Origin of the sequence: Bremerella volcania (genome assembly GCF_007748115.1) — a bacterium.
Taxonomy (GTDB): domain Bacteria; phylum Planctomycetota; class Planctomycetia; order Pirellulales; family Pirellulaceae; genus Bremerella; species Bremerella volcania.
This window is the reverse complement of sequence record NZ_CP036289.1, coordinates 593,514-607,976: the sequence shown is the minus strand read 5'-3', so window position 1 is coordinate 607,976 and position 14,463 is coordinate 593,514. Positions and strand designations below refer to the sequence as shown.

The 14,463-nt window shown below is 59.8% G+C and carries 10 protein-coding genes; 8 read left to right on the top strand and 2 right to left on the bottom strand.

The genetic code is table 11. The annotated features are described in order from the left end of the window. The first annotated feature begins 13 nt into the window (after positions 1-13). Both Pan97_RS02475 and Pan97_RS02470 read left to right on the top strand, forming a co-directional pair. Positions 14-967: a DUF1559 domain-containing protein gene (locus Pan97_RS02475; protein WP_144970447.1), complete on the top strand. Its 954-nt coding sequence runs from the start codon at positions 14-16 to the stop codon at positions 965-967. 2 nt (positions 968-969) lie between these two features. Next, complete coding sequence (locus Pan97_RS02470) at positions 970-1,377, top strand: hypothetical protein (protein WP_144970445.1); 408 nt, start codon at positions 970-972, stop codon at positions 1,375-1,377. Positions 1,378-1,544: 167 nt separating this feature from the next. Here the strand turns inward: Pan97_RS02470 and Pan97_RS02465 are convergent, their stop codons facing one another. Together Pan97_RS02465 and Pan97_RS02460 are read right to left on the bottom strand one after the other, a co-directional pair. Then, entirely contained in the window at positions 1,545-2,390 is an 846-nt protein-coding gene (locus tag Pan97_RS02465; RefSeq protein ID WP_144970443.1) for a hypothetical protein, read from the bottom strand. 477 nt (positions 2,391-2,867) lie between these two features. Then, the gene (locus Pan97_RS02460; RefSeq protein WP_144970441.1) at positions 2,868-3,371 is read right to left on the bottom strand and encodes a hypothetical protein; all 504 of its coding nucleotides are present in this window, start codon (positions 3,369-3,371) and stop codon (positions 2,868-2,870) included. Positions 3,372-3,580: 209 nt separating this feature from the next. On the opposite strand from Pan97_RS02460, the gene Pan97_RS02455 reads away from it, so the two are divergent. From Pan97_RS02455 to Pan97_RS02430, 6 genes are all read left to right on the top strand, one after another. Beyond that, on the top strand, positions 3,581-5,518 hold the full coding sequence (locus tag Pan97_RS02455; protein WP_144970439.1) for a chloride channel protein: 1,938 nt from the start codon (positions 3,581-3,583) through the stop codon (positions 5,516-5,518). 237 nt (positions 5,519-5,755) lie between these two features. Then, positions 5,756-7,738, top strand: a complete 1,983-nt coding sequence (locus Pan97_RS02450; protein WP_144970437.1) for a PAS domain-containing hybrid sensor histidine kinase/response regulator — start codon at positions 5,756-5,758, stop codon at positions 7,736-7,738. Between the two features lie 80 nt (positions 7,739-7,818). Continuing rightward, positions 7,819-8,472 carry a 3-keto-disaccharide hydrolase gene (locus Pan97_RS02445; protein WP_144970435.1) on the top strand — a complete coding sequence of 218 codons (654 nt, stop codon included), beginning with the start codon at positions 7,819-7,821 and terminating at the stop codon, positions 8,470-8,472. Between the two features lie 81 nt (positions 8,473-8,553). Beyond that, a complete protein-coding gene (locus Pan97_RS02440; RefSeq protein ID WP_144970433.1) occupies positions 8,554-12,963 on the top strand; it encodes a DEAD/DEAH box helicase in 4,410 nt (1,469 codons plus the stop codon). Between the two features lie 101 nt (positions 12,964-13,064). Further along, positions 13,065-14,060 (top strand): 3-keto-disaccharide hydrolase, encoded by a 996-nt coding sequence (locus tag Pan97_RS02435; protein WP_144970431.1) that lies wholly within the window; start codon positions 13,065-13,067, stop codon positions 14,058-14,060. A gap of 31 nt (positions 14,061-14,091) precedes the next feature. After that, on the top strand, positions 14,092-14,460 hold the full coding sequence (locus Pan97_RS02430) for a DUF1801 domain-containing protein (protein WP_144970429.1): 369 nt from the start codon (positions 14,092-14,094) through the stop codon (positions 14,458-14,460). Positions 14,461-14,463: the final 3 nt, after the last annotated feature.

The window sequence follows — 14,463 nt, the reverse complement described above, 5'->3', positions numbered from 1 at the left end:
CGCAGGTTATGCCATGAATACGGCCCGTCGTTCGGCCTTCACGTTGGTGGAGTTGCTGGTTGTGATTGCCATCATTGGGGTTCTGATCGCCCTGCTTCTGCCAGCCGTTCAACAAGCCCGGGAAGCGGCTCGGCGGATGACGTGTACCAACAAGCTCAAGCAGATCGGAATTGCCCTTCACAATCATCACGATACGTACGGCCAGTTTCCCTCTGGGGTTCGGTATACGCCGGAGCCTGACTTCACCAGCGGCAGTTGGTGTTCTTCCAGTGGCACCACCGGCACGCGTGAACCGTGGACGGTCAAGATCTTGCCGTTTCTGGAACAAAACAATCTGTACGGTCAATTCGATCTCAACAGTAGTTTCACCGCCACCAGCAACGTGCCGGGGGCGTCGGTGAATCATAACCTGTTCAAGCTGAGCAACGCGGCGTACCAATGCCCTTCAGACCCGGCCAGTCGCGATGACTGGAACTCGATCAGTTACTACGGCGTTCAAGGGGGTGGTCCGGCTGCCGACGAATCTTGCTCGACCTCTTCGGGACAGCGGGTGTTCTATCGCAACGGGGTACTGCACTTGAACTCCGATACTGGCTTCCAGGATCTGACCGACGGCTCGACCAACATTTTCATGGTGGGTGAAACGCGTTACTGCCTGACCCCCAGCGGCCGACCCGACGGCTACCACAGCGGGTGGGCATCGGCCACGAAGCTTGACTCTTGGGGAACGCCGCTGGTGCTGGCCGCGACCCGCGAACAGATCAACTCGGACCCGCGCGACGGGATCAAGAACGACACGCTCAACATCATGACCAAGCTGTTTGGCAGTTATCATCCTGGCGGTTGCATGTTCCTGATGGGGGACGCTTCGGTTCACTTCATTCCGGAAACGATCGATCTGGCCACCTATCAATCTTTGGGCAAAATCGACGACGGACTGCCCACCGGTGGATTGGGAAGTTTGTGATCATGCGTGTGAGACTACCTTCCATTGCCATCGCCGCGAGCTTGCTTCTGTATTGGACGGCCGCAGGCTGTAACTACGGCGACTCGACCGTTCACCTGACCGGCCACGTGACGTACGACGGCAAGCCGGTCCCGCGCGGCACGATCACCTTTTCGCCCGACACCAAGCAAGGAAACGCCGGCCACGGCAGCAAGGCGATCATCCAGGACGGCACCTACACGACCCGGGAAAGCTTTGGCCTGGTAGGCGGACCGCATGTGGTGCGCATCGAAGGGTTCAACGGCATCGCGCACGGAGACAACCTCGACGGCCAAATTCTCTTCAAACCGCATGAGGAAAGCTACGATCTGCCGATGGAGTCAGGCGAGTACGATTTCGAAGTACCCAAGACCACGAAGAGATCACGCTAAACGCAACCACCAGCGCGCGCATTCCAGTCCCCTCTCCCCCGAGGGGAGAGGGCCAGGGTGAGGGGTTATCCCCGCCGGCCTGAAAGCGCATGCGAGATCAAAGTTCGCGATAGGCTCGGAACGAATACTACGCAGTTTCTTACGCCACCCCCTTGGGGCTATCACAATCAAGGCGGCCCGCGTTCGTTAGCCGTTTCGACTCGTTGTGTTTGGTTGTTGGACGCCATGCTCGCGTGGACACGCTTTTCAATCGCACGAAGCACGCGTTCGCGTCGTGTGGGTGTGATGATCTGCTTGGTTTCGGCTCGGGAGATTACTTGGGGCTGCGTTTCGCTTTCGGATTGTTCTTCGCTCGATGCCTGTTCGACGGGTGCGTTGAGTTCTTCTTCTAACGCGTCGATCTCGGCCTGTTTCGCGGTGATCTCCTCGATCAACTGCAGGTTAAGCTTCTTCATGCGGTAGAACATCCACGCGTACAATCGGGCGGCTTCGTACGTGAGGGGTTCGCGCAGCGGTTGCCGCAGTCGGTACCGTTTTCGTTCCTCGTAACGCGTCACGGCGTCGCGTTCGCGGGGCTCGCGGTATTCGCCTGAGTCACTTCGCGAACGTTTGGGCGTTAAGCCATTGGGCACCAGGGGAGGATCGATTTCGGGGAACTCGTACGCGTTGATTTCCGGATCGATTTCGACCACGATGCTGTCGGCCCGGTAGTGCGGTCGATCGGGGTCGAACGCTTCAACAGGCGGCTCGTCGTGGGAAACGTCCTTTGCCATCGCAGCCTGAAACGCGGCTTCTTCCTGGGCCTCCTGCCGACGAATGATTTCGTTGAGCGTGGCCGATTGTGGGCGAGGCGTTCGTTTCGGAGGGGCCATCTTCGGCGGCCAGAATTTTTTGGGCTGCGACTCGTTGGCCGGCTCTTCCTGCAAGACCATCAACACTTCTCCGCAGCAGGGGCAGAGAAGCCGATTCCCCTCGCGCACGGCAACCTGCGGAGCGTGCGCTGATGCGTTCACTCCGTGTTTTTCAGGTTGTGACGTGTGGGAATGGGACATGATGTTTGATGCGTGTTGAAGGTTTAAGGGATTCGAGTTCTTCCGAGCCCCAACGGGGCGGCAGATAATAGCCAGGGGCGTGAGCCCCTGGTCCTGGATGCACGACGAATGGTGAGCCCCAACGGGGCGACAGAATCATGAACGACACATAGGTTCTGTCGCCCTTTCAGGGCTTGGTTTTTTTTGGTCACCTACCAGGGGCTGACGCCCCTGGCTATTATCTATCGCCCCGTTGGGGCTGAGACGGCAGGCCCACATGAATGTGGGTTTGGCACCCGGAAAGCGTGATGCTTCGTCGGGTGTACGTGCAATTTAGAGGACTAGCGCTTCAGTGAGATAGTGCGCGCGGGAAAATTTTTTGACCACGGAAGGGAAGAGAGATATGGGGTGCCAGGGCTGAGGCTGTCCGCAGTGCCGAGCAACTGCGGACGTGTGGTCTTACCACAGCTTCATGCGCAGGACGGTCAGGATTTCGCTACGATCGAAGTCAAACAGCGCCGGCGTCGAGCGTTCTTCCCGCTTTTCGGGGCTGACGCGCTGGAGCATGGTCACGATTTGCGCCACCGGGTAGACGATCGCGATCTCTTCCAGTGGGATCGCGATCAGGGGGATCGGCTTGCCCAGGAATTCGCGGGTGGGCAGATCATTTTCTTCGTCGGAATCGTATGCCCCAACAATCTCGAGCAAAAACTCGCGGAAGTCTTCCGCGGCCGGGCGCGTGCGATGGACCTCGGCTTTGAGGTCCATGAGCTGAGCGTTCAAGACGACCAGCGTCTGGCCGAGGTCTTCGTTCAAGTTGCCGTTGTAGTGGCCGAAACAGGCATAGCCCGTTTTCAAAAGCAACGCGACCGGGGCGTACTCGACCGGTTCCTTCGAGGCTCCAATAATTTTTCGCAGGTCTTCGGCGTTCACAGCTGGCCTTTCCGAAAGGAGGGTGTCCATTGGGCGTAATCCCAAGTTATGCCGGAGGTTTGCTGGCATTTCGTGCAGAGAAGTTGAATTTGCCGTGAAGTGGCTGGCAGCTTGGGAAAAGAAGAGTACGTTGGTGCACCCTTTAACCTGACTGGCATCCCTGATAACCTTATTCTCTTTCCTTGCCAATTTGGTTCCCTCCGGTGGTCGGGTCCGGGGGTTTATTCTTAGCGAGTGCTATGCCTTGGTCTCGGGTACGTGGGTGGTTGCAGCCGGTTCAGGACTGGCTTGCCCTGCATTTGAAGCGTGGGACGATCCCTGCGCAGCCGTTGACCATTACTTTGGCCGGAATCGTCGGCATTCTGGCCGGTTATAGTTCGATTTTCCTTTCGATGATGATTCATTGGATCGAAGATTGGACGCTTCGCCCCGCCATGCAGTTGGCTCACTATCATTGGGTGGGCCTGATTGCGCTCGTTCTTTGCCCCGTGGTCGGGCTCGTGATCGTCTCGTGGTATACCCGCAAGTATTACCCGGAAGCGGTCGGTCACGGCGTTCCGGAAGTGGTCAAAGCGATTGCCCGGAAGGATGGCGTCATCCGTCCACCGGTGGCGATCGTGAAGCTTTTGGCCAGCGGGCTGTGTATCGGGACTGGCAGTTCGATTGGCCGGGAAGGTCCCGTCGTGCAGATTGGCGCGGCGTTTGGAAGTACGGCCGCCCAGATCTTTCAGCTTTCGGCCCGGAACATCAAAGTGCTGGCCGCCGCGGGAGCCGCGGCCGGTATCTCGGCGACGTTTCATGCCCCGATTGCCGGGGTGATTTTTGCCAGCGAGATCATTCTGGCGAACTTCGCGGTCGAAAGCCTCTCGGCGATCGTGATTGCCTCCGTGCTGGCCAACGTCGTACAGCAGAACCAAGGAGCCCACGGCTTCGCCCCGGAGTTCCCGCATATCGCCCACAAGTTCGATGGGGCCTACCACGAACTGCCGTCGTACATCTTCCTGGGGATCGTTTGCGGACTGATGGCAGTCGGCTTTACCAAACTGCTGTATTGGTTTGAAGACGAATCGGAATACTGGATTCCCAAGCACTGGGTCCGCTCGATCGCGTGCGGCTTACTGTTGGGCGTGGTCGGAACGACTTACTACGTGCTGTATCCCGTGGCGCCCGAGCAATCGGTGGCGGCTCGGCAAGATATCGAACGTAGCGAGCCGATTCCCGTGTTGTACGGCACCGGCTACGCGGCGATCAGTCATACGCTGCACTTAGAGAACGCCCAGAAGCTGACCGATGCCGACATCAACGAAAGCGATTCGCATTACGAGAACGTCCGGCTGTCGCGCGCGGCGATGTGGAAGCACCTGATCTGGCTGTTGCCGCTGGTATTGGTGAAACCTTTCTTGACCAGTGCCTGCCTGGCCGGGGGTGGGTCTGGCGGTATCTTTGCGCCCAGTTTGTTTATCGGCTCGACCACCGGCGCGGTGATTGGGCTTTTACTCAACCTGTTTGCCCCCGAGTGGTGCGACCATCCAGGGGCGTATGCGCTGGTCGGGATGGGCGCGGTCGTGGCCGGGACCACGCACGGAACGCTCAGCGCGATCGTCGTGGTGTATGAACTGACCGACGACTACCGCATTATTCTGCCGATCATGGCGGCCGCCGGCATATCCAGCTTGATTGCCCGCTGGGTCGATCCAGAAAGCATCTACGAAAAGAAGCTTTCGCGCCGCGGCGAATCGATCGCCCGCAGCCACGATCTGCACCATATCGAGAACATCGCCGTGCGGGACGTGATGGTGCGCAAGTTCCCCACCGTGAAGCACACCGACAACGTGATGCAGATCATCAAGATCGCGCGCGAGAATCCTCATATCGAGAGCATTCCGGTGATGAACGAAGATGGCACGCTGCACGGAATCATTCGCCCCGAAGACCTGCACCGGGTGCTGGATACGGACGTCTCGCCGTACCTGGTCAACGCGCACGATATTGCCATGGTCTCGCCGATCGCCGTTTCTCCGGACGAGAACCTTCTGGAGGCTCTGCGTGACTTCGGCACGCGCGACGTTGGCACGCTGCCGGTCGAGATTCAAACCGCCGGCAAGCGGGTTTTGATCGGGCTGTTGATTCGGGCCGACGTGATGGCCCGCTATCGCGAAGAACTGCTGAAGAACTAATCTGGCTACTTTCTGCCTTATTACCAAACGTAATAACGGGCTTGTCCTGGAGGCCGCGTAATCGGTACGACCGGCATCATCCCATCCGCGTGTTGCCGTAATGGGATGCTAGATGAAGTCACTTCACTATTCATGGCGTAGGGTTGATAAGTTCTTCGGGGGGCCAATGCCCCTCGCAAGAAAGTTTACCCAACCAGGCATTGATTCACGGCCGGTAAAGGTCGTGGGGGCAGATCGATGATGGAATACGAAAAGATCCATATTGCAATTGTTGCCGACGCGCACGAGTCCGCCAGGATTCTTCCGCGCCTGCATGACTGTGGCGTCCAGCCACAAGACATTCTCTGCGTCAAGCCAAGCCGTTGGCCCGAGTTGATTCATGAGCCGATCGGGCTTTGTTTGTGGGCGATTCCTCCCGAAAGCGATGCGCATCGGCACTTGCCTGATCGAGACCGATCTCCGGCGATCCTGGGGCAATGTCTGAACGTCACGATCGAGTCCGGCCCCGGCCGTTCTCACTCACCGTACGTCATCACCTGGGAAGAACTCGATGCGCTGCAAGTCGAGTTGAAGCTCAAGCACCTGATCGAAGAAGCGCAGATCCGCGAAGACCTGCGACAACATCAGCGATGGTACCATCTGGCGGTCGCCGAAGGGAATGTCGGACTTTGGTGGTGGGACCGGCGGCTCGACTTCGTCTATCTTTCGCGGCACTTTCAGCACATGCTGGGGCTCGCGTCGGACCAATTGCCGCGGAACACCGACCAATGGCTCAGCCGCGTGCATGCCGACGACCGATTCCCATTGACCGAGGCGATTGAGAATCAATTCACCTGGGACAGCAAACGGTTTGAACTCGAATGCCGCGTACGACACGTCGACGGTCGCTTTCGCTGGTACACGTTCAGCGGGCAACTTCAAACTAGCGGTCCCTTCCGCGGTAGAATCTTAGGGGCCGCCACCGACATCACCGAGAAGAAGCAAATCGAAATCGCCTTGGCCAAGGCCAACCAACTGGCCAATACGGCCGTGCATGCCAAGAACGAATTTCTGACCAACATGAGCCACAATCTGCGCACGCCGATCACCGCGATCCTCGGCCACGTCGAGCTTTTGGGCAACCGTTCTGCGGATGAAGAAGTGGCCGGTTCGCTGGAATCGATTAACCGTAACGGCCATCAATTGATGCATCTGCTGGACGACATCCTGGAACTCTCGTGCATCGAATCGGCGTTGCCTTCGGCCAGCACCAGGAAAACGTCGATCGACGCGGTCTTGGGAGATCTGCACCATGTTTATCAAGCGCAAGCGATTGGGCGCGGTCTCGCCTTTCACGTTCGCATCCAACCAGGCGTTCCGTCCGAGTTTATCACCGATGCCGTGCGAACGCGCCAGATCCTCTCGCGTCTGATCGACAACGCCTTCAAGTTTACGCGCGAGGGGGAAATCACCGTTGAAGCCAGTTTCCATGGCTTTCCCACACCGACGCTGCAACTGATCGTGCGGGACACCGGCGTTGGCATTCCGCATAGCCGCTTGAAGTCGATCTTCGAGCCCTTCAACCAGGCCGACAATTCCCCTTCGCGCAGCCATGCCGGCTCGGGGCTGGGGCTGTCGATCTGTCAGCGTCTAGTAACGACCCTGCAAGGTTCCCTCGAGGTGGAAAGCGAGGTTGGCCACGGGACTTCCTGCCTGCTTCGTATTCCTCTGGAAGTCACTTCCCAGTCGCTTAAGGATCATCCTCCTACGACCAGTTCTGCAAATAGCACGCAAGATATCCGACTCGATGGATTCCGCGTGCTGCTTGTCGAAGACGGTCCGGACAATCAGAAGGTCCTCAGCGCGTTTCTACGCAAAGCAGGCGCCACGGTGACCGTGGCCAACAATGGCCTGGAAGCGGTCGAGTGGATCAGCGCGAACCGGCGCGATACCGGCAGCAGCGGACACGATAGCGATCCGCGTGTCGACGTGATTTTGATGGACATGCAGATGCCGGTCATGGACGGCTATGAGGCCACCAGGGTCCTGCGCGAGAATGGATTTTTCAAACCCATTCTGGCCGTCACCGCGCATGCCCTGCAAGGAGATCGCGGGCGATGCCTGGCGGCTGGCTGCGACGACTACATCGCCAAACCGGTCAAGCGTGGCCCATTTATCGAGTTCGTCAAACGATACGGGGAGCAAGCCCGGCAATTCGCGACAACCTCGCTCGAGGTGTAATTCAACCGTTGCGTTGGGGCGTGGTGCGTGCGAAGATTGAGTCATCTTGATTCCTTGTTCGCCTGCCAGAGGTTCGCTCGATGCTTCGTACTTCCCTGCTATTGGTTTGTTTCGTTCTCTTGGCCCTCCCGGCGCTGGCAGAAGAAAAGGAAGCCGCGAAACCGCAGGAGAAGGAGTCGAAGATCCAGAAGCTCTTCGACGGAAAAACCCTCAAAGGGTGGAAGATCAACGACGAAGGCTTCTACGAAGACCATGGGAAGGTCTCGGTCAAGGATGGCGAAATCTTGCTCGGCAAAGGGGACCCGGCCACCGGCATTGTGCTCGACGGCAACCCGCCGAAGATGAACTACGAGATTCGCCTGGAAGCCAAGCGAGTCGAAGGGGGAGACTTCTTCTGCGGACTGACCTTCCCGGTCGGCGACGCCCATCAAACGCTGATCATCGGCGGCTGGGGGGGCGGCGTGACCGGCATCACCAGCATCGACGGCATGTCGGCGGTCGAGAACGAAACGACCGGCTACACCGAGTTCGAGAACAACAAGTGGTACAAGATCCGCGTAAGCGTGAAGCCGAAGCACGTCCAGGTTTGGCTCGATAACGAAGAGATTATCCACTACAACCCGGAAGGGCGTCGACTCGATATCTGGATCGAGCAAGATACGACCAAGCCCCTGGGCATCGGCACCTGGAACACCGGGGCCGCCCTGCGAAACCTAGAGCTGGAAACGCTTTAGCTTTACTGACAGGGCTGGTTGCGTCTTTCTTTCGCAACTTTTACCTATGCACATCCGTACAGTTCGATATAATGCTTCAGCATGTCGCTCGAGCTATTTCATCCTGTCGTTCAGGCCTGGTTCACCAAGCGGTTTGGCAAGCCCACCGAGGCCCAAAACGCTGGCTGGCCGTCGATTGCCAAAGGCCAGTGTACGCTGATCGCGGCCCCGACCGGCTCGGGTAAGACGCTCGCCGCATTCATGGTCTGCCTGGACCAGCTATTTCGTCGTTGGCTATCGGGGAAGCTACTCGATACGACCTACGTCGTTTATGTTTCTCCGCTGAAAGCGCTCAGCAACGACATCCATCGCAATCTCGACGTTCCGCTCGCAGAGATCTGCGACATGGCCGAGAGCATGGGCATGCTTCCGCCCCAGATCCGTACGGCCGTGCGAACCGGCGATACCCCTTCGTCGCAGCGTCAAGCGATGACGCGGCGTCCCCCTCACATTCTGGTGACCACGCCGGAATCGCTCTACCTGATGCTGACCGCCGAGCGCAGCCGCAAGACGCTGCGGCATGTCGATACGGTCATCGTCGACGAAATCCACGCGCTGGCGCGCGACAAGCGCGGCTCGCACCTGACGATCACCCTGGAGCGACTCGAAGCCCTGTGCATCGAACCTCCGACCCGTATTGGCTTGTCGGCCACGCAGAAGCCCATCGAAGAGATTGCCTGCTTCCTGGTCGGTGCCCAGCGCGTCGACGAGAACGACGTGCCTGACTGTGCGATCGTCGACGGGGGCCATCGGCGGCAGCTCGACCTGGAAGTGAGCGTCCCCCCTTCTCCGCTGGAAGCCGTCTGCTCCAACGAGCAGTGGGGCGAAGTGTACGACGAACTGGTGAAACTCATCCAGTCGCATCACAGCACGCTCGTCTTCGTCAACACGCGCCGCATGGCCGAACGGGTCGCTCATCGCCTGACGGAAGTCCTTGGCGACGAGGTGATCACCAGCCATCACGGCAGCCTGGCCAAAGAGATCCGCCACTCGGCCGAACAGCGGCTGAAAGACGGCAAACTGAAAGCGATCGTCGCGACCGCTTCGCTCGAGATGGGGATCGACATCGGCTATATCGACCTGGTCGTGCAGATCGGTTCGGCTCGTAGTATCGCCAACTTCCTGCAGCGCGTCGGGCGTTCTGGCCACTCGCTGCATGGCACCCCCAAGGGACGCCTGTTTCCGCTGACGCGCGACGAGCTGATCGAGTGTCTGGCTTTGATGCGAAGCGTCGAGAAAGGGGAACTCGATCGGATCGAAATCCCGGTCGCCCCGCTCGATATCCTCGCCCAGCAGGTCGTCGCGGAAGTTTCGGCCGAAGAGCAGGACGAAGCCGAACTGTACGAGCGATTCAAACGTGCCTGGCCTTACCGCGACCTTTCGTACCCGAAGTACCAGGACGTCCTGGAGATGGTGAACGAGGGAGTGACCCGTTCGATCAAGACCGGGGCGCATATCCATCGCGACCGCATCAACGGCAAGCTGCGGCCCCGCCGCGGTGCCCGGATCAGCGCGACGACCTCTGGCGGGGCGATCCCCGACATGCCGATCTACCGCGTGGTGACCGATCCGGAAAAGCAAGTCGTCGGAACCGTCGACGAGCACTTCGCCGTCGACAGTAAAGCTGGTGACGTCTTCCTGCTAGGTAACACCTCGTGGCGCGTGCTGGCCATTCGCGGCAGCGACGTCATCGTGCAGGATGCCCAAGGCCAGCCGCCGAGCGTTCCCTTCTGGTTCGGCGAAGCCCCAGGCCGGACGATCGAGCTTTCCAAGGAAGTCGCCGACCTGCGTGAGGAGATCGCCGAGAAGATCGTCGCCGCGGCGGATGACCCAACGCGCGAACGTTTCAAGATTCAATCGCAAGATGGCGGCCTGCTGGAGTCGTCATTCGATCAGATCGACGTCGAGACCGTGAAGTGGGTTCAGGCCGAGTGCCACGCCACGCCATGGGCCGCTCTGCAAGCGGTTCGCTACGTCGCCGCTCAGCATGCGGCGATGGGCTTGGTGCCGACGCAAACGAAAATCGTCTTCGAACGCTTCTTCGACGAAGCAGGCAGCATGCAGTTGGTTGTGCACGCACCGCTGGGGACCCGCATCAACCGGGCCTGGGGACTGGCGTTTCGCAAACGGTTCTGCCGGTCGTTCGACTTTGAACTGCAAGCCAGCGCTGACGATGACGGACTGGTCCTTTCGCTGGGACCGCAGCACAGCTTTCCGTTGGAAGACATGTTCAAGATGTTGAACTCCAACAACGGTCAGGCACTGCTCGAACAAGCACTCCTGGCGTTTCCCATGTTCGGCATTCGCTGGCGCTGGAACGCGACCCGCGCGCTGGCGATCCTGCGATTCATGGGAGGCAAGAAGGTCCCGCCCCACATGGTACGTTTCCGTTCCGACGACCTGTTGGCGGCCGCGTTCCCCGATCAGGTCGGGTGCCTGGAAAACCACAACGAAGACATCAAGTACCCCGATCACCCGCTGGTGCAGCAGACGCTGCACGACTGTTTGACCGAAGGGATGGACGTCGAACGCTGGAAGGATCTTCTGCGGGCGGTCGAAGCAGGCGAGGTCCAGTTCATTGCCCGGCAGACGCGCGAGCCATCGCCGTTTGCCCACGAGCGCATCAACGCGAATCCGTATTCGTTCCTCGATCCGGCCGGGCTCGAAGACCGCCGGACGCGTGCCGTCACCACCCGCCGCACGCTGGCCCCTGGCGAGATGAAAGAACTGGGGCAGCTTTCTCCCGAGGCGATCGCCACGGTCCGCCGCGAGGCCTGGCCGACCGCGCGCGACCCGGACGAACTACATGACGTGTTGAGTTCGATGGTCGCTTTGCCGGAGTCGCAAGGCCAGGAGTGGCATAGTCTTTTCGATCGCCTGGTCAGTCAAGGCCGCGCGACGCGTTACGTCCGCGAGGGTCACGAGCCACTGTGGACGGCGACCGAGACCCTTTCGATCGTCGAAGCGGCGCTGCCTGGCGGAACGGCTGAACCCCGTGTGAGCGTACCGGAAGGGGTCGGCAAGCAGTTGGAATCGCATCAGGCCTGGGTCGAACTGGTGCGTAGTGCGGCTCCTTGCCTGGGTCCGTTCTCGACGGAAGAGCTGGCCCAGACCTGGGGGCTAAAGACCTCGAGCGTGCATGCGGCGTGTGAAGCGGTCGAGGCGGAAGGGATCATCCTGCGGGGTCAATATTCGACCGAAGGCTCTTCCCATGAAGGGGATCTACAGTGGTGCGATCGGCGGCTGCTGGCTCGCATTCATCGCTTGACGGTCAACGGCCTGCGCCAGCAGATTCAGCCGGTCGAGCGTGACGTGTACCTGCGTTTTCTCGTGCGGCACCAACTGCTGCAGCGGGAAACGAAGTCGTCCGGCGCACGCGGCCTGAATGCGGTGATGAACCTCTTGCAAGGCTTCGAAGCTTCGGCCGGAAGCTGGGAACGGAGCTTGCTCGCGGCGCGCATGGACGATTACGACCCGGACTGGCTCGACGATCAGCTGACTTCCGGCGAACTGGTTTGGGGACGTCTGCGACCACCGCAGGGGGACGCCGAAGAAGGTCCCAGCATGGCGTCGCTGCGCCGCAGCGTGCCGATGGCGATCGTGCAGCGCGAAAACCTGGGCTGGCTCATACCCGACGTGCGGCAATCGGCCGAAGCGCTGGCGCGCGGCAACGCGCAAGATGTGCTCGAAGCATTGACCTCGCGCGGGGCCCTGTTTCATCAAGACCTCAAAGTGCTCACGAAGCTATTGCCGACTCACCTGGACGAAGCCCTGCGCGAGTTGGCGGCCTTGGGGCTGATCACCTGCGACAGCTTCAGCGCCGTGCGGAAGATCGTCGACGAATCAGGCACCAAGAAGTCGCGCACGCGGCGCAAGGCCAGCGCCACCTCGCGGGCCGGGCGGTGGTCGCTGTTCCCGGGCATCGTCGAGGAAGTCACCGCCGAAGATTACCTGCACCGCTGGTGCTTGCAGCTGATCGCACGGTACGGGGTGATCTTCCGCGACCTGCTGCACCGTGAAACGGCAGCCCCCTCGTGGGCTCAGCTCGTTCCGATGCTGCGGCGGATGGAACGTCGGGGCGAACTTCGCGGGGGACGCTTCGTGAAGAATGCCGGCGGCGAGCAGTACGGCACCGAGCAGGCCATCTACGCGCTGCGAAAGCTGCGCGATGCCAAGCAAGAGGATCCCTGGGTCGCGGTCAGCGGCACCGACCCCTTGAACCTGGCCGGCGTGCTGACCGAAGGGCATAAGGTGCCCGCGATTCATACCAATGCTCTCATCTGGCAGAACGGCCAGGTCGTGGCGACAAAGCGGGGAGGCGAGATTGAGTTTTTGCGTCCCGTCGATCCCAACGACCAGATGGAAATGACCCGAGCGCTGCACGCAGGCCGACGATTACCGCCACAAACGATCCCGATCGGCTTTCCCCGTCGCCGTTCGACCGCCAGCTAGCCCCGGATTGAGGCAGGTTGCATCTGGCCGTGCGGCGAACCACAATGGAATGTCCCTCTCCTTGTTTTTTCCACCCCCTGATCAACTGCTGGGAGTTCATCATGCAGCGTCCCCTCGCCCACCTCATTTTGACCGCCATGTTGGCCGTCGCCGCTCCGCTGGCCCTGTTCGCCGCGGACGACACCAAAACGTACACCACACAGGAAGAAGCCCCAGCTTCGTACAAGCTTCAAGGCGAATACGTCGGCAAAGTCGAGACCGACGGCGCGGAAGTGAAGTACGGCGTTCAGGTCATCGCCCTGGGCAACGATAAGTTCCAGGCGGTCACCTACCCAGGCGGTTTGCCCGGCGAGGGTTACTCCGGCGGCAACTACGACGAACTGCTGAAGGTCGAAGGAACCGCCAGCGGCAACAAGGTCGAGTTCAAAGGGGACAACTTCGTCGCCACGCTCCACGACGGCAAGATCGAAGTCATTGGCGAAGGGGGTGCCGAAATCGGCACGCTGGAAAAGGTCGTTCGCAAGAGCCCCACCCTGGGCGCGAAGGCTCCTGAAGGTGCGCTCGTTCTATTCGACGGCACCAGCGCCGATGCCTGGAATAACGGCAAGATCGTTCAAGAAGACCTGCTGCTGGCCGACTGCGAATCGAAAGAGAAGTTCGGCGATCACACGCTGCACCTCGAATTCCGTACGCCTTTCAAGCCAGACGCTCGCGGTCAGGCTCGCGGCAACAGCGGTCTATACATTCAAAGCCGCTACGAATGCCAGGTCCTCGATTCGTTTGGCCTGACCGGCGCCGACAACGAATGCGGAGGCATCTACAAGGTCTCGAAGCCCAAGGTGAACATGTGCTTCCCGCCACTCACCTGGCAGACCTACGACGTCGACTTCACCGCGGCCAAGTACGACGCCGACGGCAAGAAGACCGAAAACGCACGCGTCACGATCAAGCACAACGGCGTCGTCATCCACGACGACCTGGAACTGCCCAGCAACACCCCAGGCCGTCACCAGGAAGGACCAGGGCCGGATGCGATTTACCTGCAAGGTCACGGCAACCCGGTTGTTTATCGCAACATCTGGGTCGTGAAGAAGTAAACGTTTTCGCAACGTGAAAGTGACACGAGACATGGGAAACCGTCGGCCCAGTGGAGTCTTCTCTCCCAAGGATCTTCTGGCCGACTTTCCCCTCTCGGTTCGCGATACGGCCCAGTCGCTACGCAAGCTGGTAAAAGAGGCCGTACCGGACGTTCGCGAGAAAGCGTATCCCGGCTGGCGAATCATTGGATACCGCCAGTCGTTTTACTTTGCATTTATCCAACCCAAGGCCGACCATGTCCGACTTGGGTTCCAGTGGGGAACTCGCTTGCCGGACGAGGAAGGCCTGCTTGAGGGAGAGGAACTTTCGCACATCCGATACGTGCCGTTTGAATCTGCCCTGGATATCCCCGTCGATTCGATTACCCGCCTTGTTCAATACGCCAGCTGCCACAAGTAAACT

Coding starts and splice junctions, on each gene's coding strand:
- Pan97_RS02475 (WP_144970447.1), top strand. CDS start 14: ATGAATACGGCCCGTCGTTCGGCCTTCACGTTGGTGGAGTTGCTGGTT.
- Pan97_RS02435 (WP_144970431.1), top strand. CDS start 13,065: ATGCAGCGTCCCCTCGCCCACCTCATTTTGACCGCCATGTTGGCCGTC.
- Pan97_RS02455 (WP_144970439.1), top strand. CDS start 3,581: ATGCCTTGGTCTCGGGTACGTGGGTGGTTGCAGCCGGTTCAGGACTGG.
- Pan97_RS02440 (WP_144970433.1), top strand. CDS start 8,554: ATGTCGCTCGAGCTATTTCATCCTGTCGTTCAGGCCTGGTTCACCAAG.
- Pan97_RS02460 (WP_144970441.1), bottom strand. CDS start 3,371: ATGGACACCCTCCTTTCGGAAAGGCCAGCTGTGAACGCCGAAGACCTG.
- Pan97_RS02470 (WP_144970445.1), top strand. CDS start 970: ATGCGTGTGAGACTACCTTCCATTGCCATCGCCGCGAGCTTGCTTCTG.
- Pan97_RS02450 (WP_144970437.1), top strand. CDS start 5,756: ATGATGGAATACGAAAAGATCCATATTGCAATTGTTGCCGACGCGCAC.
- Pan97_RS02445 (WP_144970435.1), top strand. CDS start 7,819: ATGCTTCGTACTTCCCTGCTATTGGTTTGTTTCGTTCTCTTGGCCCTC.
- Pan97_RS02430 (WP_144970429.1), top strand. CDS start 14,092: ATGGGAAACCGTCGGCCCAGTGGAGTCTTCTCTCCCAAGGATCTTCTG.